Raw genomic sequence first — 23,213 nt, 5'->3', positions numbered from 1 at the left:
TCTGTTAAATTTTTAGTGGGGCCAACACATTTCTTAGACAGAATAGCTGACTTTCTGGCGTAAGTTTTCTTGTTTTGTTTACAAAATGAAGGATTTGTGATAAAATTCCTGTTTTAATGATCCCATTTGTGTTATTTTTAGATCATTTTATAAACAAAAAAACTCTGAGATGAAAAATGATTCGCTTTCCTTTAAGGTTTATTCAGAATTAAGAAGGAAGATATTGTCCAATCATCTGGTTTCAGGCATCCGCTTGAAGGAAGATTATTGGGCGACTCATCTAAATGTAAATAGGATGGCTGTTAGAGAAGCATTGAATCGTTTGCTTGGTGAAAACCTGGTGGTTTTCGGTGAGAAGGGAGGTTTTTTTGTTAAAAGTCTCACGCCTGAAGATGTTAAGGAGATCCGTGAGGTAAGAGAAATTATCGAGTTGGGCGCATTGCGATTGATTTTTCTAAAACAAGATCAGAAAGACATTGCCATCCTGGAGGAAATATGTGATGATTTTACGACAATGTTTAAGCGTGAGTATTTTGAAGGGGCCTGTGAAGCAGATGTGAGGTTTCATGAGAAAATTATTGAACTATCTGGTAATGAGAGGTTAATGCAGATTTACCAAATGAGCAATATACCACTTTTTCACCAGAAATTAGGGCAAACTCAGGTTCATATGAGTGATTATGAACATACAGATGAAGAGCACAGAAAGGTTGTTTCCGCCCTTAAAAATAAAGAATTAAGTCGAGCCGAAGAAGAGCTAAAGAAGCATTTGCTAAGGGGGGAAAAGGCTTCTTTAGACCTGTGATTATTTGTATTGAGAGCAAGATGAACTTGCAGGGTCATTTAGCGGGGACAGCAACTTAGTGATTTCGAGAAAAGAGTATTTTTTTATGGAATCTACGGAATGTCATTTAACCAAAGCGATTTTTATTAAGTGAATTGAGATCATTGATATAACCACTTGAAAATCAATATTATATATTTCCATTGAAATAGGGTTGATCTCTTATTTTCGCTTTATTAAACCCTCCGATTTACTAGGTTGTATTTTTTTAGTAAACAAAAAAGTATATTTTTGGTAAACAAAATTTTTTTAATCATAACTTGATTATAGCATACTTTCACTGTATCTGGCTAAATTGGCATTGAGAATTATATAAAACTTGTTAATTAACCTAAACAGTTTGGCAATGTGAGAAAGGTTGGGGTTAAAATAAATTGTATAAATCCCCATAAGGGCCTGTATTAATTCAAAATCCTAACTATTAAGCCGGATTTAGTGAGCATTAAACGAATATAGTTGCCTTTAGGGGTATTTATCCATCTTATAGAATTATCATTAAAAATTTAATATAGCTATGAAATCAAATTCATTGTCGGGAAAACAAAGAAGAAATTTTTTGAAAACAGCAGGAATGCTCGGTGCCTCAATGGTAGTGAGTCCTAGGTTTGCCTTTGCAGGCCCACCCAAAAGTGATAGAAAATTAAGAATGGCCGTTGTGGGAGGTAGATTTGGCGCTAGCTTTTTCTTTCATGAGCATCCCAATTGCGTGGTAGAGGCGGTTAGTGATTTACGAAAAGACCGGAGAGAAAAATTGATGGAAGTGTATAACTGTTCCAAAAGTTATGAATCTCTGGAGCAATTAATTAAAGACCCAAAAGTAGAAGCGGTATTCGTGGCTACTCCAGTACCTGATCATGCTGAGCATGTACTTGCTTGTTTGAATGCGGGCAAGCATGTGTTATGTGCAGTGCCGGCTGCGATTACTCTAGAAGATTGTGAAAGACTTAGGAATGCTGTTAATAAAACAGGTCTGACCTATATGATGGCTGAAACAAGTGCTTACCATCAAGTGGTCATTTCAGCACGAAAATATTATAATGAAGGGAAGTTTGGTAATATATTCAGGGTAGAAGCGGATTATCATCACCCTGGTCTTGAGGTGCTTTTTTATGAGGATGGAAAGCCTACATGGAGACATGGTATGGCCCCAATGATGTATCCTACTCACTGTACGGCTTACCATATTTCTGTTACAGGAGAGCGGTTTACTGACGTGAGTTGTCTTGGTTGGGGAGATGATAGTGAAGCTTTGAAAGGTAACCCTTATAACAATCCATTCTGGAATGAAACTGCGCTCTTCAAAACCAATAAAGGCAATGCGAGCAGGATGTCTGTATGTTGGAGAGGAGCTTTGATGGGGACTGAAAGAGGTGAATGGCATGGGGATAAGATGAGTTTGTATGCAAGAGATCCACATGGATTAGATGAAGTGAAGATCAATGCTTCTGAAGAATTGGGAAGAGATGATGCAGGATTTTTGTTTAAGCGAGCAGAGAAAGAGGATTACCAACAACAAGATTGGTGGGATACGGATGCTTTGCCTAAGTTAATGAGGCACAATAGTGGACATGATGGTTCACATACCTTTATTACTCATGAATTTGTGGACTCAGTAATTAACGGGAGACAGCCATTGGTGAACATTCATGAAGCACTGGCCTATACAGCTCCCGGTATAGTTGCCCATCAGTCGGCATTAAGGGGAGGGGAGAACATGAAGATCCCAACATTTGACATATAATTGACATCCTTAGTGGGTGTACTTAATATAATTCAATTTAGTATTATGAATAATTGGCCAAAATCAAAAGCATTACTTAATACAAACGAGAAATGGATCCCCGGAGGTGTTGTTTCTTTAAATCGAAAATCAGACCCTAATATTGCTTTTACCAAGGGTAAAGGAAGTAGAATTTGGGATATAGAAGGAAATGAATACATCGATTACCAAGCAGGCTTCGCCTCGGCATTTTTAGGCCACAATGATCCGGATATCAATGGAGCTGTTAAAAAATCCATGGATAACCATGAGGTGTTGATGGGTGCTGGGCCTACTACCCACGAAGGGGAGTTGGCGGCCTTGTTTTGCGCATGTGTGCCTACTGTTGAGAGTATTCAAGTGACCTGTACCGGTTCAGAAGCTACTTATCATGCCATACGGATTTCAAGAGCGGTTACTGAAAAAGACCATGTTATTATTATTCAGGGAGGGTACAATGGCTGGCACAATGATGTTTCGGCAAATGTAATGAGTAGCCTGGATGATATAGGGGCTAGGGTTTCACCGGGAGAGTATCCTTATGATTCTTTGTCAGCAGGGATTCCACAAGGCCATAAAGACCTGATTCACGTAGTCAATTTCAATGATCTGGAATCAATAACTTATGTGGTTGATAAATACCCGGTAGCCTGTATTATTCTTGAGCCGATTTTACAAAACATTGGAATTGTAAAACCAAATGAGAATTACCTCAAGGGGCTTCGTGAAATGGCAGATGAAAAAGGTTTTCTGTTGGTTTTTGATGAAGTGAAAACAGGTTTTCGCCATGCTTTAGGTGGTTATCAAAGCATTTGTGGGATTACCCCTGATCTAAGTTCTTTTGGTAAGGCCGTGGCCAATGGTTACCCAATAGGTGTGATTGGAGGAAAGAAGAAATACATGGATTACTTTAACCACCCTGAGAAAGGAAAAAGAGTATTGATCGCCGGTACCTTCAATGCTCATCCATTTACAGATGCTGCTGCTATTGCTACTTTGAAAAAATTGTCTTCTCCGGAATTTGCGGTATATGACCATCTGGAAAACATGGGGGAATTATTGGAAAAAGGCTTGATTGATATCTTTAATCGTTATGACAAGCCTTTTAAAGTGGCACGCATAAAATCGGCTTATTGTGTTTACTTTATGGACCACGCTCCGGTAGATTTTCATGACATTGTGTTGAATCATGATTTTGAGTGGGATAAAGCTTATAGAAATGAACTCATTCATGAAGGTGTCTATAATTTCCCTTTGCCTATCAAACAAGGTAGCATTTCCTTTGCTCACACCGAAAAAGACATTACTGAAACGCTGGATAAAACTGAGAAAGTAGTGAAAAAACTTATGAATAAATAGGTCTGAATACAGATTTATTTATTCACATGTACTGAGGAATGGTTTTTCAATAAAATATAAAATAATATGCCTGGTTCATTTAAAAACCATTGTGTGATCATTAGTGGTGCCCTTGGTGATATTGGTAGGTCCATAGTAAAAGCTTTTGTTCTGAAGGGAGCGAATGTGGCTTTGGGAGATGTGAAAGAAAACGATGAAGCACAAGCGTTTTTAGCTAGCCTAAATCTTTTAAATCCTGAAGTGAAGGTTTTGTATGACCGTGTAGATGTAAGAGACCCTGCCCAAGTGAAGCAGTGGGTTGAACGGGCAACAGAAGAGCTGGGGACTCTGGATATAATTATCCCTAATGCTGCCACAGTAACCATAAAAGGAATCATGAATATTAGTCCTACGGAGTGGTCTAATGAAATGAAAGTGAATCTTGATGGGGCATTTTACCTTTCAAGATTTGCCAGTGAAAAGTTGCTCCAAGGCAAAGTGTCAGGAAGGTTGGTTTTCGTGGGAAGTTGGGCTGCAGAAACTGTACACCAAAACCTTCCCACTTACAGTGTGTCAAAAGCAGCATTAAGGATGTTGTCCAAATCCTTGGCACTAGAACTTGCTCCTAACGATATTCTGGTAAATGAGATTGCTCCCGGCTATGTGGATGCAGGTTTGAGTAAACAGGTATTAGACGGCAATGAATCAGCAAAGCTAAAAGCGATAGAAAAAGTACCTATCAAAAGAATTATGCACCCAGATGAAGTTGCCAGTAGTGTACTCTGGTTATGTGATTTTAACAATAAACACATGACTGGTAGTACCTTGCTCATGGATGGTGGATTGTCCTTATTGTCCTAAACTATTTCCAATATGAGTTCTGCTAATACTAAGAAAAAGCAATTTATTAGACCTTTTGAAGGAGAATTTGGAATAAGACAAAGGGATATTACTCCCCCTATTGGGATCAATAATAAAAACTGGGGAGCTTCTTCCCAGGCAACGGCCACAGGTATTCATCAGCCATTATTGGTTGCCTGTATCAGCATTGAGACTAAAAGTAACCCTTCCCCCATGGTCTTTTTGTCAGCAGATCTTGGCTGGTGGAAAAATATGGAGGATGAAGCCTATGTTAGGAATTTTATCCTTGAAAAAACAGGACTGGATGAGGCCTCACTTTTGTTTTGTTTTTCCCATACCCACGCTGGCCCCAATCTAAATAGAGCCGATAAAGACAAGCCCGGAGGAGAACTGATAGCTCCTTACTTGGATACTTTGAGGGAAACATGTACAGAGTTAATCAAGGAATGCCTACGGAATAAAGTTTCGGGAATACTGACTTGGGAATATGGCACCTGTAATCTGGCTAAAAACCGAGATTATTATGAGGCGGAAAGTAATCAGTATTTTGTTGGTTACAATTCCAGCAAACCTGCCGATGACACCTTGCTTGTAGGGAGAATTACGGATACTGCAGGAGGGCTAATGGGTACAATTGTGAATTATGCTTGCCACCCGACCACCTTAGCATGGGACAACCTTAAAATTTCCCCGGACTTCCCGGGTACTTTCAAAAAGGTAATGAAAGAAAATACCGGGGCTCCAAGTTTGTTCATTCAAGGAGCTTCCGGAGACCTTGCTCCAGCAGAGCAATATTCAGGAAATGTCGCGCTTGCGGAAAAACACGGTAGGCAATTGGCATTTTCTGCCTTGGCTGTGCTCGAATGTATGTCGCCTGCAGGTAAAGCACTTTTTTTCAAGGAAACAGTTGCCTCTGGGGCCCCGCTGGCCATCTGGGAGCAGGAGTCTGTAGCTGTTAATAGTAATGTGTCGGCTGAAATTATCACTATTGAATTGCCATTGAAACCTTGGCCATCCATCAAGGAGCTTAAGCAGTCCATCAATGAATGTGAGGATCCGGTACTAAAGGAAAGGCTTATCCGCAAACTGGGAGTGAGAAGTTCAATTGGTGATGGGGCTAAAGTCACAGTCAAGGTTTGGTATTGGCAATTGGGAGATTGTCTGATCGTAGTGCAGCCCAATGAAGCCTATGCTGTTTTTCAACAAACCCTTCGGGAGAAATTCTCTTCTGCACCTGTGGTGGTGGGAAATATTGTCAATGGGCATATAGGGTACTTACCACCAAAGGAACTTTATGACAAAGACATGTATACCGTGTGGCAAACGCCATTTGATGCCGGCGCTTATGAAGTTTTGGTTCAAGAGGTGTTAAATAAAATGAACAGTAAACCCTGATTAGCTTTAAAACAATATGGAATCCAATTTTACGAATTTAGACCTAGGGATATTTATCATCTACATTGTAGGAATAATTGGGTTAGGGCTATATGCCTCCAGGAAAAGTACCGGTGAAAGTAAACGTGATTATTTTCTAGCTGGTGACAAACTTCCATGGTGGATGATAGGAGGAAGTATTATTGCTGCCAATATCAGTAGTCATCACTTGGTAGGGGTAATGGGAGTGGCCTACGAAAGAGGGTTTGTGGCCATTGTAATAGAGTGGGGAGCAATATTGGTAGGTTTTAATGTGTTGTTATGGGTGTTTTTACCTTTTTATATTAGGAATGGTTTTTATACCATGCCGGAATTTCTACAAAAGAGGTTTGGTGGAGGAGCAAGGACAACCTATTCGATTTTGGTACTATTGACTTATATTTTTGTGGAGATAAGTGCCGTACTTTATTTAGGAGCCATTTCGTTACAATCCTTGCTGGGAATACCAATGCTGGCGAGTATTCTTTTTTTGGCCGTATTTACTGGGGTTTATACTGTATTGGGAGGATTAAGAGCAGTTGTATGGACCGAAATGTTGCAGCTAGCGGTGCTTGTATTGGGAATGGTTGCTTTGTCCTATTTTACCATAGATGCATCTGGTGGAATTGAAGCCATTGTAGCATCTTCAAAGGATTGGGAATTGATGTTGCCAGCCAATGATCCTGATTTTCCTTGGACCATGTATTTGGGAGGATTACTTTGTATTAGTATCTTTTACAATGCAACCAATCAGTTTATCGTCCAAAGAACTCTGGCGGCAAAAAATGAATGGCATGCCCGTATGGGGGTGATTTTCGCCGATTATCTTAAGTTTTTAATTCCCCTTTTGATCATTATACCTGCCATCGTAGCACCCAAAATTTTCCCTGACCTGGAAAAACCAGACTTGCTCTTTTCCATGCTGGTTGAGCACTTGCTTCCTACAGGTTTGGTAGGGCTGGTGATGGCAGGACTAATAGCGGCGATCATGTCGCACTTGTCAGGAGCCATAAACTCTTGTACAACCATCTTGACAATTGATGTTTACCTGCCTTATTTTCGGCCAAATGCTTCTGAAGCATCCTCTGTACGATTTGGGAGAATTACAGGCGTTTTGGTAATTCTAATTGGAATATTATGTACCGGTATTCTTGTGTATTATTCCGAAAAACCCATATTTATTTACCTTCTAAATGCCTACGGCCTGTTTACCCCTGGGATCGCGACCATGTTTTTGATGGGGATATTCTGGAAAGGAACTACCCATGCAGGGGCATTAACGGCAGGCTTGCTGACCATTCCTTTGTCATTACTGGTAGAGTTTTTCTTTCCGGAGATGCCATTTTTTAATAGAACAGGAATTGTTTTCTGGACCTGTATGCTACTGTGCGTTCTCGTCAGTTTGGTCACCCAAAGAAAGAGTGAGGCTGAATTAGAGGGTTTGATTTGGACCAAAGAAAGCTTATCGCTACCCAAAAGTGAAAGAAGCCAACAAAAAGGGTGGAAAAACCCACTGATCTGGTGGGCCATTGTAATGGGCATGGTTTTGTATTTCTACATCAAATATGCTTAGTGCTGTTTCTTGATCTTTTATAAAACAAAAAAACTACACCATATTATAGAAGAACCATTGCATATTATTGCTTTTTGCGCTTGATAAAGGGTTGGTTTTTGAAAGGGTCCGGCTTTGTTTTAATTCGTTTCCTGCATTTAGGTCAGTTGGTAATAATGTGCGCTTCATTTCCAGTGAAAAGTATTTATCATAAGTGAAGGAAAGTTGAAGGGCTGATTACTGAATCTCAAATGTTCGTTTTGTTTATCGTTCATTTACATTAATTTCCATTTATAAAAATCTGTTTTGCAAATAGTAAATTCTTTAATAAATTTATCAAAACCCACAATTTACAGATTTTATTAATTCCTCATTTTTCGCCCTAGATTTGGTGTTGATAATCACGTCAGCTATGAATAGATAAAAAGTGAATAATGAATATCCAGGGGTGTAAATTATCGTTTTTTTACTAGGGTTGATTACTACTTTCCTTTAAAGGAAAAAGATTAAATAAATTAAAATTTTAACATGCGAACAAAGAAATTGAGTTTTCCGGTGATTAAAGGCTTTTATAACCATCAACGTATCACCGTTTTTGTATTAGGCTTTGCCCTATTGCTTTATGCTTGTCAGCCAAAGTCCACCAATGAGGATAGGTCCCTTGAAAATGCATTGTCTACTTTTGTTTTAGAGGATGACTTTCAAATTGAACTGATTGCCGGGGAGCCACTTGTGGCAGACCCTGTGGATATGGTAATAGACGAACAAGGTAGGATGTTCGTAGTCGAAATGCATGGCTATCCATTAGACCTCAGTGGCTCCGGAAAAGTGAAACGCTTGTCTGATACTGATGGGGATGGAATTATGGATGAAAGTGTCATTTTTGCAGATAATCTGGTGGTCCCTACCGGGATCATGCGCTGGAAAAAAGGAGTTATTGTTACCGATCCACCAAATGTTTACTATTTGGAAGACAGCGATGATGATGGAAAAGCAGATATCAGGCAAACCCTATTAACGGGGTTTGCACTTTCTAACCCTCAACACAATGTAAACAGTCCAAAACTGGCCCTTGACAATTGGATTTATCTGGGACATGAACCTGCGGTAACCACCACCATATATGAGGACTTACTAGGGGATAAAGGAACAGATGTATTTTATCCTGATAAACCGGATATTAATAGGCTGCCCCAAAATGCAGGGGGTAGAAGTATTCGGTTTAAACCGGACACCTATGATTTGGAATTGCTAAGTAGTCGTACCCAATTTGGTCATACTGCAGATGCTTTTGGTCACAGGTTTTTAGTGAACAATAGCAACCATATAATACAGGAGGTATTAACCGCAGATTACTTAGATAGAAATCCTCATTTGGTAATTACTGAGGTTACCCAATCTTCTTCTGATCATGGGAGTGGAGCAGAAGTATTTCCTATAACTATCAATCCTCAGCACCAGTTATTGACAGATTTGGGTGTGATGACATCTGCATGTGGGCTTACAGCCTACTTGGGAGGGGCTTTTCCGGACAGGTATGAGAGGGCAACCTTCGTTTCAGAGCCGGTCAGTAATTTAGTTCATGTGGATTTTGTGAAAGATGATGGTACGGGTTTTAAAGCTTCAAGGGAGCATGAAGACAAGGAATTCTTGGCTTCGACAGATGCTTGGTTTCGACCGGTAAATGCCTATGTTGGACCTGATGGGGCATTGTATATAATTGATTATTATCGCCAGATTATAGAGCATCCTGAATGGATGGCCGAGGAAGTGGTGCAATCAGGGGCATTGTACAATGGGACAGACCAAGGGAGGATTTATAGGATCACCCCTAAAGGGACTTCCCCTATTGATTGGTCAGACAAATTGACTTTGGCAACAGCTTCTCCTAAGGAGTTATTAAGTCATTTGTCTCATGAAAATGCTTGGTGGAGGATGAATTCCCAGCGCCTTATTGTGGATCAGAATCTTGAAAGTTTAGTGTCTGCCTTGAAAAAATTAGCAGTCTCAGGAGAAAGTCCCTTGGGCAGACTCCATGCTTTATGGACATTGCAGGGAATGGATGCTCTAGATCAAGAAACCCTTGCAAGTTCGTTTAAGGATCCGGTTGCCGGTGTCCGAGAAAATGCAGTAAAATTATCAGAATTTTTCTTAATTGAATCATCTTATCTTGAATCACATTTACTATCCCTGAGAGATGATCCGGACCCTAAGGTAAGGTTTCAATTGATGCAAACCCTTGGGTATATTGAAAGTGAAAATGCCTTTCAGGTTAGGAAGGAGTTGTTGTTTAAGGATATTGATGACAAGTGGGTGCAATTGGCAGCGCTTTCAGTACCTTTTTCTCAAAGTAGTCGCTTGATTGACCCGGTCTTGGATCAATATACTGCTACTCCAGCTTATAATGGAATGGTTCAAAAACTAGCGGCTATGGTTGGCGCAAGTAGGGATGAAAAAGCCATTTTTAACATGGTGCAAAGAGCCACTCAAAAGAATGCAGGTAATGAATACAATTGGCAACCGGCACTTTTGCGAGGTTTGGCCCAAGGGATAAAAAGCAATAAAACAGAAGGTTCAAATCGTGCTACGGCAGATCTCTTGGCTTCAAGTGTTTTTGCACATCCTTCCATAGAATTGAAAGGTGCAGCCATCCAAGTACTAGAGGGTATTGGCTTAGACAATCTAAGTGGGAAAGAAGAAGCCCTGACCAAGGCAAAGGCAATTGCCATGAACAACTCATTGAGCGGGGAAGAAAGAAGTATTGGGATAAGATTTTTGTCCATGGTCAATATTTCTCAATTCCATGATATGCTTGTAAGTTTGGTTGACCCTAGTGAACCCCTACCTGTCCAATTAGCGGCTTTCCGTACTTTAAGTAAACCCGAAAACGATTCTTTTTCTCAATTGGTGCTCAAGCGATGGGATGGTTTTACCCCTGAACTTAGAGATGCCGCCATTAGTGCCATGATGACAAATGGAGAGCGAATTGCTGTTTTATTGACTGCTCTTGAAGATGGTGTTGTTCAAAAAGCAACTATAGGCTGGCGGAGAAGTGTTGGCTTGATGGCGAATAAAGATGAAGCACTTAGATTGAGGGCTAGAGCCATTTTGAACCGAGCGGAAGGAGAGAGTGAGAAAATCATAGCCAATTACCAACCTGCTCTTGACCTTAATGGGAGCATTGCTGAAGGAGCAACTGTTTTTCAGAAGAATTGTGCGATTTGTCATCAAATGGGAGAAGAACTGGGTATGGCCTTTGGTCCCGATCTCTCTTCCCTTAAAAATAGACGTGGGGCAAGTATCATGAGTGATATTCTAAACCCCAATTTATCCATTGCAGATGGATATGATCTTTGGGAAGTAGAATTGCAAAGTGGAGAGTTGCTTCAAGGGCTTATTTCCTCTGAAACACCTACGGCCATTAACCTTAGAAATGCAGGTGGTATAGATAAGAGCATTGCTAGGACGAATATTAAATCTTTAAAATTAATTGAAATGTCTGCCATGCCTACGGGGCTTGAGCAAAGTATTTCACTTCAGGAAATGGCCGATTTATTGGCTTATATTCGAAAAGTAGAATAATGTAATTGAAATAAAATTACTTTTAAAAAGCTCAATTAACCGACGAAAATGAAAAATAAAGTCAAGCCATTGGTACTGCTTCTGTGGGTTTTTTCAACCTTTCAGTTAAGTGGTGGAGCCACTCCAAAAGCTTTGAATGTAGCTTTGGAGAAAGTGAACAATACAACCTTTGCCGGAGATTTTAAAGCTGCGGTGGTCAAAGAAAATATTACACCGAAAGTTCCCAAACAATTATTGGGATATGGGGCCAGGTTATCGGAAGGGGTTCTGGATAGTATTTACCATCAAATTTTAATATTAGATGATGGTGATTCCAAATTTGCATTGGTCTCCACTGATATTTGTGTAATATCACCTGCCACCTATGATAAGGTGGCGGAATTGGTGGAGAAGAGGTTTGGGATTTCCAGTAATAATTTTTGGTGGTCAGTTACCCATACCCATTCAGCTCCTGAAGTAGGGGCGCCGGGCCTTCCTGAAGCATTTATGGGGGAACGTTACACCCATCCGATTGATACCAATTATACTGAACTTGTGACGACCAAACTATTGGCGGGAATTGAAAGAGGAATAAATGAATTGGCACCGGCTAGCCTAGGCGTAGGCTGGGGGCACTCAGCAGCCAATATCAACCGAAGAGCCAGAGACATTGATGACAAAGCCTTTTTGGGAATGAATCCTGACGGTGCGGTGGACAGGAAAATTGGGATTTTGAAAATTGTACATCAAGAGGACCATCGCTTAATGGCTACAGTGGCCAATTATGCCATTCATGGCACCGTGTTGGGTGGTGAGAACCTGCTTATTAGTGCGGATGTTCAAGGTGTAGTGTCAAAATATGTAGAAGAAAAAACTGGTGCGCCAATGCTGTTCATCAATGGTGCAGCAGGAAATATTGCACCAATTTATAGTGTTTATCCAAATGCCAGGTCTGGAAGAATGAATCAATTTAGAAGGTTGCTTGGAGATAAAATCCTGTCAGCCAATAATGATATTTTGAATTATGAGGATCAAGTTTCTTTTTCTACTTCAGAGATGGTGTTTTATACGCCTATGAAAGAAGCTTTAAAGTGGCCGGAACCCTTAAATGAATACATTGTAGATGAGGGAGGTACAGGTAAAACCATCAAAGTCCCTGTCCGTTTTCTTAATATCAATGACAAAATTGGCATTTGGGCAAGCCCCTTGGAACTGTTCTGTGAAATATCAAACGAAGTTAGAGAGCGTTCTCCATTTCCATATACTTTTTACTATGGCTATACCAATGGCTGGCTGGGGTATATGCTAACAGAGGAAGAGTGGCAATACAAGGGCTATGAGCCTACAGTTTCTCCATATGTTCCTAGTGCAGGTACCAAGTTTGGTGAAGCTGTTTTGTCTTATTTAGAAAGTGAATTAAAAAGTAAACAATAAATCAATCCTGAGATGAAATCAATATCCGTAAGCACACTTTTAGCATTATTCATTGTGTTTAATGTAAAAGCACAGAACCCTGACTTCCCTTGGCCGGAAGGGAAAAAAATGGCCATAAGTTTGAGTTTTGATGATGCAAGGGCCAGTAATCCGGATCCGGGAGCAACCTTATTGAATGAATACGGGGTGAAAGCGACTTTCTATGTGGTGCCTGCAAGTATGGAGCCGAATATAGAAGGTTGGAAGATGGTGGTAGAAACTGGTCATGAGATTGGTAACCATTCTCTTTATCACCCTTGCAGCGGTAATTTTGTCTGGTCTAGGAATAAAGCTTTGGAAGATTATACTATACAACGCATGCGAAAAGAATTGATGGATACCAATGATGAAGTAGAGCGATTGTTAGGCGTGCGGCCGGAAGTTTTTGCTTATCCATGTGGCTTGTCATTTGTGGGAAAAGGGTTGGAAACACAAAGTTATGTCCCATTGATTTCGGAAATGTTTCTCTCGGGAAGGGGTTGGAAGGATGAAGCGCCAGTTGATCCATATTATGCAGATATGGCCCAGCTTACAGGAATGGAAATGGATAATAAATCCTTTGAAGAAATTTTACCAATTATTGAAGCTGCTGCTGAAAATCGTCAATGGTTAGTATTGGCAGGACATGAAAATGGTACCGAAGGTAGTCAAACTACCTACCTGAGTATGTTGAGAAAGCTTTGCGAATATGCCAATGACCCGGCCAATGGGGTTTGGATAGCACCGGTAGGGACAGTTGCAAAATATGTAAAGGAAAAAAGAGCAGAGATGGAGGGGAGTTTAAACATTCCGGGAATTACCAGACCGATGGAGAATGAAACAGTCTATCTGCCTGCCGAAAAGGCAAAAGGAATGGGGCCTGATATCCAATACATGCCTGAGTGGAATGCTTTTGGATGGTTTACCGCTAAGGATAAGGTGGTATGGGATATTGATTTACCTAAGAAAGGTACTTACGAAGTATGGATGGAATGGTCTGTTTCTGACGAAGAAGCAGGCAAGCCTTTTATCATTTCTTCAGGGGATCAGACCCTCCAAGGTCAGGTTAAGCCTTCCGGCTCCTGGGAAACTTTTATGAAAACAAAGGTGGGGGAATTGTCTATGGAGGAAGATTACAATAACATAATCGTTTCGGCAGCAGAAGTGTTTGATCAAGGAGCCTTAATGGATTTAAAAGCCTTAATTTTGGTCCCAATTACAGAGTGATTAGTCTGAGTAGGGGTGTTAGGTGGAGATCAATTGCTTGGTTAAAAGAGAAACATCCGGTAAAAGAAAAATTTGGCAGGTTGGAAATTAATGTATGCTTTTCAACCTTCGCTAGGTCTTATATATATGGTTATGAAGAAATTATTTCAATCATCCTCGCTTTGCATGGTGATTATGTTTATGCTGCAAGTTTCAAATGTCTTTGGGCAAGAAGTCAAATCATCCACAGGACCGGTTTTTGATGATTTCGGTCCGGTATACAGCATAGACAATGCGGATTTTCCTTTGGACACCACACAACAGTTTAAAGCGATATTTGATGTAGCAGGTAAGCAGACCGACCCTGGCCAACAAAATTCTATCATCTCAAGCTTGCATCGCTATTACAATATGCACGTCCGATCGGGAGTGCCGGTGGAGAATATTCATTTGGCCTTTGTATTACATGGAGGATCCACAAAAGATGCCCTGTCTTCTGCCGCTTATAAAGAAAAATATAAAGTAGACAATCCCAACAAAGAATTGATTGAGACACTATCTGAATTGGGAGTAGGTATTTATATATGCGGTCAATCCATGTCTTCAAGAGGGTACAAGAAGGAGGATTTATTGCCCCAAGTGAAAGTAGGACTATCAGCAATGACCATTTTGACGGTGTATCAAATGAACAATTATGCCATGATCAATTTTAATTGAACGCAAGATCTAAGCTAAGTTGAAAGTGGCGGATTCCCTTTTGCGGAGATTCTTTCTTGCTTTTTATTTTGTTTTATTTGCATCTTCAAAGCCCCATTTATCAAGGCTTCTTAATATTTCCTCAAGAGATTTTCCTCTTTCAGTTAAATAGTACTCCACCTTTGGGGGGACTTCTGGGAAAACTTTTCGAGCGACGAGTCCATCTTTTTCCATGGCCCTCACTGTTTGGGTGAACATTTTATTGGAAATACCCGGTACATTTTTTTGTAATACCCCCGATCGCAAAGGTCCCTCTAAAAGGTGAAATAAAACCAGGGGTTTCCATTTTGTCCCTATAAGGTCCATGGTATAATTGAGTGGGCAGTAATTATTTTCTTTCATTTGTTAATTTAACTCATTGAAAATCAATATGTCGCACCTTTTGGTAAGTATGGAACCTTTTTGTAAGTTGTTGTTATTAAGGTAAATATAGATCAATTTTGCAGAATAAATTATATACTATGACAACAAATAAAAATTATCCAAAATCATTTTCACACATAGGAATTACTGTTCCGAACATTAAAGAAGCTGTAAAATTCTATTCAGAAGTAATGGGTTGGTATGTGGTTATGGAACCTTCAACAGTGAAAAAAGAAAGGGAAACGGCCATTGGGCAGATGTGCATTGACGTATTTGGAGAGGGTTGGGAAGAATTTGAGATTGCTCATTTGTCAACTTCTGATGGTATTGGTGTAGAACTGTTTTCCTTTCCTCATGGAGTCAAAGAAGCTCCGGAATTCAATCCTTTTAATACAGGTCTTTTTCATTTTTGCGTTCAAGACCCAAATATTGAGGAACTGATTGAAAAGATTCTGTCATATGGCGGCAAACAAAGAATGCCGATTAGAGAATATTATCCTAATGACAAACCTTATAAAATGTGTTATGTGGAGGACCCTTTTGGAATTGTCTTTGAAATTTATACCCACAGCTATGAGCTGACCTATTCTTCAGGTGCCTATGCCAAATAGTATGAGGTAAGGGCAAGAATGGTTTAAATCACTTTTACTACTAAAGCAATACCTATATTGTCTTAAAACACTAAAGGAAGCCGATTCAGGCTTCCTTTACATTTTATCTGTAAAAATTTTGGTTTTCCTTGGTTACAATGTCAATCGGCATATAATAAATTTTCTCTACAGGAAGATTTAAAGCCAATGAGTGGTACAAGCTCATAATGCCTTTGTATCCTTGCTCTTCCGGTTTATGGCAAATTAAGAAGTTGATGGTGCCCTGTTGTAAGTGCTTTTGGTTTTCTTTAAGGAAATCATAACCCACCAACATGAGATCGGTCAAGGCTTTCTTTTTGAGGTATTCTGCAACAGCAAAGACCCTGGAATTGGTGACAAATATAGCTTCAATGTCAGGGTTTTGTATAAAAGCCTTTTGTAGGTGTAATTCTACCGATTCCTGATCGATGTCCTGAATATTTAAATTAACACAAGTTGCCTCATTTGGAGGGCTGGCAAAATACTTTTTAAAACCGGCTTCAATTTGCTCTAAATTGAAGCTTTTCTTTTGCTTGGCTATATTGACGATTAGTATTTTTGGGTTTTCCGATAGGCCTAATTTACAAAGACTACCTCCCAAATAACCACTTTCAAATAATGGAGGACCTATATAAGAAAGACTTCCCTGTGCTTCAATACTACTATCAATACACACTACCGGAATATTATTGGCTTTGCAATAAAGAAAGAATTCGTCTGCTTCTTTGACAAAAGAAGGAGACATCAAAACCCCGTCAATATTTTTTTCTTTTATTTCTTCAGTAGCCTGTATAAACGAATCTTTATTTGTCAAATCGAAAAGAAAATTCTCTATGGTTACACCATATTGTTTAATTTCTGATTCGGCTTTCATTATTCCTTTTAAAGGGGCTTCCCAAAAATCTGAGTAAACCGATGATTTTGGAATAAGAACTGCAAAATGAAAAACTTTTCCGGAAGATAATCTGCTGGCCAATACATTGGGTTGGTAATTTAACTCCTTTATAATTGCTTCTATTTTTGCCTTGGTCTTTGCAGAAACTCCCGGTCGATTGTGAATCACACGGTCTACTGTGGCAATGGATACATTTCCTCGTTTGGCTATTTCCTTTACTCCCGTTTGGCTACTTTGTTTTTTCATATGCATTCCATCCTTATATGTCTTCCTTTTGGTGTTTTTATTCTACCGAAAGAAGCGAAGTTTCTATTGGTCTTATTCACAATTGATTGAATTGACATCCAAAATTAAAAGAATAATTGGTTTTACGGCTATAATTTCCAAATTGCTTCGCTCTGCCATCCATAATAATGATTGCTTTTAGCCATTTAATCAAATATTAAGTGCAACTTTCTTTTTTAATACCTCCTCTTCTTAATTTACACTTATCGTGGGTAGGGACAATTAAGGTTTCCGTTAATTCGGACTGGTGTAGATATAATGGATTGAAAATAAATTGTTTGGTAAGATAAGTCGCATTGTATTAATCCTCTTTGCGGACATGTATACCTTTTGACTTAGGTGTTGAGGTGGAACTTTTCTTTCAAACATTTATGTCCTTAAAATTATTTGGTTCAATTTTGACTTTGAACAGCTATTCCTCTCTTTTTTAATTTTCTTTTGTTGTAAAGGATGTTGGCTTAATAATTTGGTTGAATTGAAAAAATAATGGTAAGTTTTGCTTCCTTAGGAACCAGTGCATAGCACAGGTCTATTTTAAATTCCCCTTTAAATGAACCTATTTTAAGAATAGAACTTAAAAAAAGCCTTTTTCAAGGTTGATATTTAACGAAAATCTTGATGATATTTAGATTTTTTAAAAAAAATTCGTTTCTTTAATTTTTAATTCGGTAACGTTAACGATTTTACTGCTATAGAATGAACTCTCGAAGAAAATTTATATTAACCAGTGCCATGGCTGCTTCAAGCCTTAGCCTTTCTGCAATGTCTCCTTTTTCATATGGTAAAACCGAGAAAAACCCTCTAAAAGTAGGTTTGATTGGATGCGGAAGTAGGGGAGTGGGGTTGGCTTCTTTAATGGAAAAATTGCCCATGATTTCTTTGGTGGCATGTTGTGATACAATCAAAGCCAACCTTGACAAAGGCCTAGCTCATGCAGACAAGGGGGCAAAAGGATATGCTGATTATAGGGCACTGCTTGACCAATCCGAAATAGAGGCAGTGATTATTGCTACGCCATTGTTTTTGCATTTTCCAATGGCAATGGATGCTATTGATGCAGGGAAGCATATTTATGTAGAAAAAACCATCACCTACTCCATAGAAGAAGCTGAAAAATTAGCGAATAGAGTGAATGGCACTTCTACCATATTGCAGGTGGGACACCAGTACAGGTATTATGCGCTCTATCATAAAGTAAAAGAAATAATCGATAAAGGCTGGTGTGGGCAAGTTACCCAATACGAATGTCAGTACCATAGCAATCAGGATTGGAGGAGACCGGTCAATGATCCTGCCATGGAAAGGCATATCAACTGGAGAATGTATAAGGAGTATTCAGGTGGATTGATGACAGAGCTTTGTGCACACCAAATAGATATTGTCAATTGGTTTGTAGGTGGGTCTCCTGAGAAAGTTACCGGAATTGGGTCATTGGACTACTGGAAAGACGGTAGAGAAATCTTTGATCATGTTCGTGCCACCTATTATTATTCGAAAGGAATCATTTCAAATATCAGTTCCATTTTAACCAACGCCTATAAAGGTTATTCTTTAAATATCTTGGGTACTGAAGGAACTGTAGAGATCTTAAGGAATAAAGCCTTTATCTATGCTGAACCCAAAAAACTGGAATTAGGGACGGTAGATGGTGTATCAGGTGCAACTATTAAAAATGGCTCCGGAGATGATGCACAGTCTATTGCGTTTGAAAGTAAAGATGGAAAAGATCTAGACCCCACCTCTTATGCTTTGATGGATTTTGTGGATTGTATTAGGGAAGGCCGCCAACCATTTTGCGATGTTAACCAAGGAAAAGAAACGGCCACGGCTGTTCACCTGGGTAACAAGGCCATGGAAGAAGAAAAATTTCAATATTGGTCTAAAGTTTAATGTTTTTCCTTTATTAACTGATAAGGTAAAGTTTATTTCTTTTTCGGCCTGCTAAAACCTCTTTTTCAAGCCGGTTTTGCAGAAATAAAATGAGAAGCTTGAACTTGTAAACTGCAGCCTTCTTATAGGAGGACCTGAAATGTATTTAGGTTTTATCGGGGCATATGTTTTATATAAAACCTTAAAAATTGTCCTAGTAGGGCTGTTGGCATGTTCAAATTTGCCTGCTGAATTAATCAAATATTTATCGAAGGGATTTTCAATCTCCAATTAAAACAGAATATACAATAATGAAATTGAATGAATTAGACCTGATTGTCATAGGTTTGTTTTTCTTGCTTATGATCGTCATTGGGGTTTATGCTTATTTCAGAAACGATGATGCTGAAGATTACTTTGTAGCCGGAGGTAATTTACCTTGGTGGCTTTCAGGAATTTCACATCATGTTTCCGGATATTCCGGCGCTGTTTTTGTAGCCTATGCGGCCTTAGCATATACTCATGGTTTTTCTATATACAGCTGGTGGGCCTTAACCATCGGTATTGCCGTATTGATTAGTGCCCATATATTTCCTGTTTATTGGGTTAGGCTTAGAAAAAAATATCAGATTCAATCTCCTTTGGAATTTTTGGAAAAGCGTTACAATTTGTGGACGCAACAGGTAATGGCATGGAGTGGTGTTTTATTAAAACTTTTTGATGTAGGGGCAAAATGGGCGGCGATCGCCTTATTGCTCAACGTTTTTACTGGGGTAAGCCTTCCTGTTGGTGTGCTGATCTCAGGAGGTATATCGCTATTGTACATTACCTTTGGTGGCTTATGGGCTGTCGTGATTACGGACTTTGCACAATTCATTGTTCAATTGCTTGCAGGTCTGGTCATGTTTGTGGTGGTGTTACAACATCTTGGAGGGATTGAAGGGATTTTTACAATATGGGATCAACTTCCTCCTGAGAATGGCCAATTGTTCAATGAGCCATATGGAGTAGGTTTTGCTTTGGCCTTCTTGTTGATTAATTTTCTAGCTTATAATGGTGGGCAATGGAACTTAGCAACCCGCTATATATCTTCTCCAAACGAAAAAGCAGCCACCAAAGCTGCTCGTCTATCAGGGATACTGTACCTTATTTGGCCATTGATCTTGTTTTTCCCGATGTGGGCGGCACCAATCTTATTACCGGATTTGGCTGATCCAAGTAAGTCCTATGGAGAGCTAACCCTATTATTACTCCCTTCAGGTTTGGTGGGGCTAGTAATCGCTTCCTTATTTGCCAATACCATGTCCATGACTTCCTCAGATATCAATACCATTTCGGCAGTGATCACCAGGGATATTTTGCCTAATATAAGTACTAAAATAAAGAAAGGAAAGTCATCTCTGTACGTGGCGAGGTTGACGACCTTTGTATTCACCTTGCTTACGATAATCATCGCCTTTCAATACGAATATTTTGGTGGGGTTTTAGGTTTAATCATTTCTTGGTTTGGTGCATTGGTAGGCCCCATAGCCATCCCTATGCTTTTTGGCCTACTTCCCATGTTCAAAAAAAGCGGTCCTGTAGCAGCCATCGGCTCTATTGTTGCGGGTTTAATAGCTTTTATTGTTACCAAAAATATTGATGGCTTGAGTTTAGCCTTAGAAATTAGTTTGCCTTTAATTTGCTCGACCATAACCTACATTGTGATAGGCCTTTTTGAAACGAACAGAAATGTTGTTAAAATTGCCAAATTGCTTCAGTCTATAGAAAAAGAATAAAATACCAATATGAATTTAAATATATATCAGTCGCGTAATGAAATGGGAATAGCAGCAGGTAAAGCTGTGGAAGATAAAATAATCACGCTCTTAAAGGAGAAAGATTACTTAAGGATAATATTTGCAGCAGCGCCATCTCAAAGTGAGATGTTGCACTATTTGGCTTCTTGTAAATCAATTCCCTGGGAGCGGATCATTGCTTTTCATATGGACGAGTATATTGGTTTGTCTAAAGAATCTCCTGCCCTTTTTTCCAATTTTTTAAGAAGGCATTTATTTGATCAAGTACCATTTAAGGAGGTACACTTGCTAGATGGTGAGGCCGACCCAAAGGCAGAGGTCGCACGTTATTCCGACTTGCTAAATGAAGCCCCTATAGATATTGTCTGCTTGGGCATTGGTGAAAATGGCCATATTGCATTCAATGATCCCTCAGTTGCTGATTTTCAGGACCCGCAAACGGTGAAAGAGGTTGTACTTGAAACGCCTTGCAGGCAACAGCAAGTAAATGACGGTTGTTTTGCTCAGCTAAGCGAAGTACCTGAAACAGCCTTGTCATTGACGATTCCCACGCTCATTAATGCTGATCACCTCATTTGTGTGGTGCCCGGAGCTGCTAAAAGGGCTGCTGTTTACCAAACCCTGTTTGGTGAAATATCCACCCAATGTCCCGGGACTATTCTTAGAAAATCTGAACATTGTTCCCTTTATTTGGATCAGGATTCTGATCCATTTCCTATCCTAGAGGCAGATAAAATATCCAACCTAATAGGCATGGATGTAATAAGCAATCGACCTGTATTAGTGCATAGCAAAGAAAATACCCTTGTGCAATTGCCCAATGATTTTGAAGTAGACCAATATGTTGGGGAGGGATTGGTAGATATTCAGATTAATGGTATCAAAGGGGTTGATTTCAATACCACAGTAACGAAACCGGAAGCCATTCTGGAGGCTACAAAGTACTTGCTTTCTAAGGGGGTAACTACTTTTTATCCTACTATCGTAACCAATAGCTTTGAGGCCATTTTAGAATTGGTAGGTACTATTAATAAGGCCTGTGATAAATACCCGATTGTAAAGGCTTGCGTGGCAGGGATTCACCTTGAGGGACCCTTTATATCCTGTAAACCCGGAGCGAAAGGCGCTCACCCGGAAGCGTTCACCAGAAAACCTTCCGTAGCTTTTTTAGACCAAGTGCAGGAGATTTCTGTTAAACCCATTGCATTGATCACCCTTGCACCCGAGTTGGAAGGAAGCGAGGATTTTATCCGAACTTGTAAAGAGCGTGGAATAAAAGTTTCCATTGGACATTCTTTGGCTACAGGAGAACAAATTCAGATGGCCAAGGAAGCAGGTGTTTCACTGGCAACTCATCTGGGTAATGGTGTTCCTTTAAATTTGCAAAGACATCCCAACATCATCTGGGAGCTCATGTCTCAGGAGGGAGTTAATGCAAGCTTGATTGCTGATGGATTTCATTTACCTCCTTCATTTCTAAAGGTAGCTTTTCGTGCCAAAGGGGATGAATGCCTACTTGTAAGTGATGCAACTTGTTTTGCCGGTATGGAGCCGGGAGAGTATGAGTCGCCAATTGGTGGTAAGGTAGTTTTGGAAGAAAGTGGGAGGCTATCTATGAAAGGAGCCAATGGTTTATTGGCAGGGGCCGGAAAAGACTTATTGGAGAATATCAATTACCTGCTTGAAAGTAAGCTTTTGCCCTTGTCTGAGGCTTGGAGAAAAGCATCAATTTTGCCCTTAAAATATATGCTTGGAGAAAAAGCTGTTAACAAGGATTGGGTAGTTTTTACGATTGAAGAAAATGAGGTCCTTATAAAGAAAGTATACAAAGATGGGCAGGAAGTTGTTGTTTGAGTAGTAAAGAAATAACTGTAATCTTTTAATTTAACCCGGGTTATGTAATATAGACGTATTGCATAATCCGGGTTATATAGGGTTGGAAATCCCTCTAAGTTTTTGGCTAGGGGAGGAGTTCAACCTGTTTTTTTTAAATAACTTTTTAAGCTTAGTGGCTTGAATTTTCAGAGTGAAGTTTTTGATTATGAATTTTCATTCCTTAAATAATATTGGGGCCTACCAAGATTAGGAATAGCTTTTGTTACTACTTTTCTTTGCGCCGTTGGAGATTTACCAGCATTAAAAAGTGAAAGTTCAGGTTTAATTAATAGTAATATGTCTTATACATATGATTATCCTCGCCCTGCATTTACAGCTGACGCAGTTGTACATTGTGTAGAATTGGGAGAGGTATTGTTAATCAAAAGGAAAAACCCACCATTTGAAGAAAAGTGGGCCCTTCCCGGTGGATTTGTAGAGAAGGAAGAATTGCCATATGATGCATGTATTAGAGAGTTGCATGAAGAAACAGGGCTTCGGCTTAGTGAAGGGGTATTAATAGGCGTTTTTGGAGAAAAAGGAAGAGATCCTAGGGGATGGACAATAAGTGCTGCTTTTGTTTTTGAAATTGATAGCACTCAAATGGAAAAAGCCAAGGCGGGCTCAGATAGCCAAGAAGTGGGTTGGTTTACTCTTTCTTCTCTCCCGGAATTGGCTTTTGACCACTTCAAGATCATAAAAAGCGCTGGAATCTTATAACTTACTTAAAAGAAGGGTAGGGAAATTGGTGATAAG

The 23,213-nt window shown here is 39.6% G+C and carries 17 protein-coding genes; 15 read left to right on the top strand and 2 right to left on the bottom strand.

The window, feature by feature from the left end:
- The first annotated feature begins 169 nt into the window (after nucleotides 1-169).
- The 10 genes from ACYVHJ_RS03730 to ACYVHJ_RS03685 all read left to right on the top strand — a co-directional run bounded on the left by ACYVHJ_RS03730 (nucleotide 170) and on the right by ACYVHJ_RS03685 (nucleotide 14,703).
- A complete protein-coding gene (locus ACYVHJ_RS03730) occupies nucleotides 170-805 on the top strand; it encodes a GntR family transcriptional regulator (protein WP_339901737.1) in 636 nt (211 codons plus the stop codon).
- 553 nt (nucleotides 806-1,358) lie between these two features.
- Nucleotides 1,359-2,585: a Gfo/Idh/MocA family protein gene (locus ACYVHJ_RS03725; protein ID WP_339901736.1), complete on the top strand. Its 1,227-nt coding sequence runs from the start codon at nucleotides 1,359-1,361 to the stop codon at nucleotides 2,583-2,585.
- Between the two features lie 45 nt (nucleotides 2,586-2,630).
- Nucleotides 2,631-3,962 (top strand): aspartate aminotransferase family protein, encoded by a 1,332-nt coding sequence (locus ACYVHJ_RS03720; protein ID WP_339901735.1) that lies wholly within the window; start codon nucleotides 2,631-2,633, stop codon nucleotides 3,960-3,962.
- Between the two features lie 66 nt (nucleotides 3,963-4,028).
- Nucleotides 4,029-4,802: an SDR family NAD(P)-dependent oxidoreductase gene (locus ACYVHJ_RS03715; RefSeq protein ID WP_460512670.1), complete on the top strand. Its 774-nt coding sequence runs from the start codon at nucleotides 4,029-4,031 to the stop codon at nucleotides 4,800-4,802.
- Nucleotides 4,803-4,814: 12 nt separating this feature from the next.
- Nucleotides 4,815-6,197, top strand: a complete 1,383-nt coding sequence (locus ACYVHJ_RS03710; RefSeq protein ID WP_460512668.1) for a hypothetical protein — start codon at nucleotides 4,815-4,817, stop codon at nucleotides 6,195-6,197.
- A 16-nt stretch (nucleotides 6,198-6,213) separates the two neighbouring features.
- Nucleotides 6,214-7,788, top strand: a complete 1,575-nt coding sequence (locus ACYVHJ_RS03705; RefSeq protein WP_460512666.1) for an SLC5 family protein — start codon at nucleotides 6,214-6,216, stop codon at nucleotides 7,786-7,788.
- A 507-nt stretch (nucleotides 7,789-8,295) separates the two neighbouring features.
- Nucleotides 8,296-11,349, top strand: a complete 3,054-nt coding sequence (locus tag ACYVHJ_RS03700; protein ID WP_460512664.1) for a PVC-type heme-binding CxxCH protein — start codon at nucleotides 8,296-8,298, stop codon at nucleotides 11,347-11,349.
- Between the two features lie 48 nt (nucleotides 11,350-11,397).
- Nucleotides 11,398-12,762 (top strand): neutral/alkaline non-lysosomal ceramidase N-terminal domain-containing protein, encoded by a 1,365-nt coding sequence (locus ACYVHJ_RS03695; protein WP_460512661.1) that lies wholly within the window; start codon nucleotides 11,398-11,400, stop codon nucleotides 12,760-12,762.
- 12 nt (nucleotides 12,763-12,774) lie between these two features.
- A complete protein-coding gene (locus ACYVHJ_RS03690; RefSeq protein WP_460512659.1) occupies nucleotides 12,775-14,007 on the top strand; it encodes a polysaccharide deacetylase family protein in 1,233 nt (410 codons plus the stop codon).
- 132 nt (nucleotides 14,008-14,139) lie between these two features.
- Nucleotides 14,140-14,703, top strand: coding sequence for a DsrE family protein (locus ACYVHJ_RS03685; protein WP_460512657.1), 564 nt, complete (start codon nucleotides 14,140-14,142; stop codon nucleotides 14,701-14,703).
- 63 nt (nucleotides 14,704-14,766) lie between these two features.
- Here ACYVHJ_RS03685 and ACYVHJ_RS03680 read toward each other — a convergent pair whose 3' ends face one another.
- Nucleotides 14,767-15,084, bottom strand: coding sequence for a winged helix-turn-helix transcriptional regulator (locus ACYVHJ_RS03680; RefSeq protein ID WP_460512655.1), 318 nt, complete (start codon nucleotides 15,082-15,084; stop codon nucleotides 14,767-14,769).
- Between the two features lie 119 nt (nucleotides 15,085-15,203).
- Here ACYVHJ_RS03680 and ACYVHJ_RS03675 point away from each other — a divergent pair, with 119 nt between their 5' ends.
- Nucleotides 15,204-15,716: a lactoylglutathione lyase family protein gene (locus ACYVHJ_RS03675; protein WP_339901695.1), complete on the top strand. Its 513-nt coding sequence runs from the start codon at nucleotides 15,204-15,206 to the stop codon at nucleotides 15,714-15,716.
- A gap of 103 nt (nucleotides 15,717-15,819) precedes the next feature.
- Here the strand turns inward: ACYVHJ_RS03675 and ACYVHJ_RS03670 are convergent, their stop codons facing one another.
- Nucleotides 15,820-16,875 carry a substrate-binding domain-containing protein gene (locus ACYVHJ_RS03670; RefSeq protein ID WP_460512652.1) on the bottom strand — a complete coding sequence of 352 codons (1,056 nt, stop codon included), beginning with the start codon at nucleotides 16,873-16,875 and terminating at the stop codon, nucleotides 15,820-15,822.
- A 735-nt stretch (nucleotides 16,876-17,610) separates the two neighbouring features.
- On the opposite strand from ACYVHJ_RS03670, the gene ACYVHJ_RS03665 reads away from it, so the two are divergent.
- From ACYVHJ_RS03665 to ACYVHJ_RS03650, 4 genes are all read left to right on the top strand, one after another.
- Nucleotides 17,611-18,804 (top strand): Gfo/Idh/MocA family protein, encoded by a 1,194-nt coding sequence (locus ACYVHJ_RS03665; RefSeq protein WP_460512650.1) that lies wholly within the window; start codon nucleotides 17,611-17,613, stop codon nucleotides 18,802-18,804.
- A 290-nt stretch (nucleotides 18,805-19,094) separates the two neighbouring features.
- Complete coding sequence (locus ACYVHJ_RS03660) at nucleotides 19,095-20,561, top strand: sodium:solute symporter family protein (RefSeq protein WP_460512648.1); 1,467 nt, start codon at nucleotides 19,095-19,097, stop codon at nucleotides 20,559-20,561.
- A gap of 9 nt (nucleotides 20,562-20,570) precedes the next feature.
- Entirely contained in the window at nucleotides 20,571-22,436 is a 1,866-nt protein-coding gene (locus tag ACYVHJ_RS03655; RefSeq protein WP_460512646.1) for a 6-phosphogluconolactonase, read from the top strand.
- Nucleotides 22,437-22,754: 318 nt separating this feature from the next.
- Entirely contained in the window at nucleotides 22,755-23,177 is a 423-nt protein-coding gene (locus ACYVHJ_RS03650; RefSeq protein ID WP_460512644.1) for an NUDIX hydrolase, read from the top strand.
- Nucleotides 23,178-23,213 lie beyond the last annotated feature (36 nt).

This window comes from Cyclobacterium sediminis (assembly GCF_054781075.1).
Note: the sequence above shows the minus strand (reverse complement) of the source record. Positions and strands in the feature narration are given on the sequence as shown.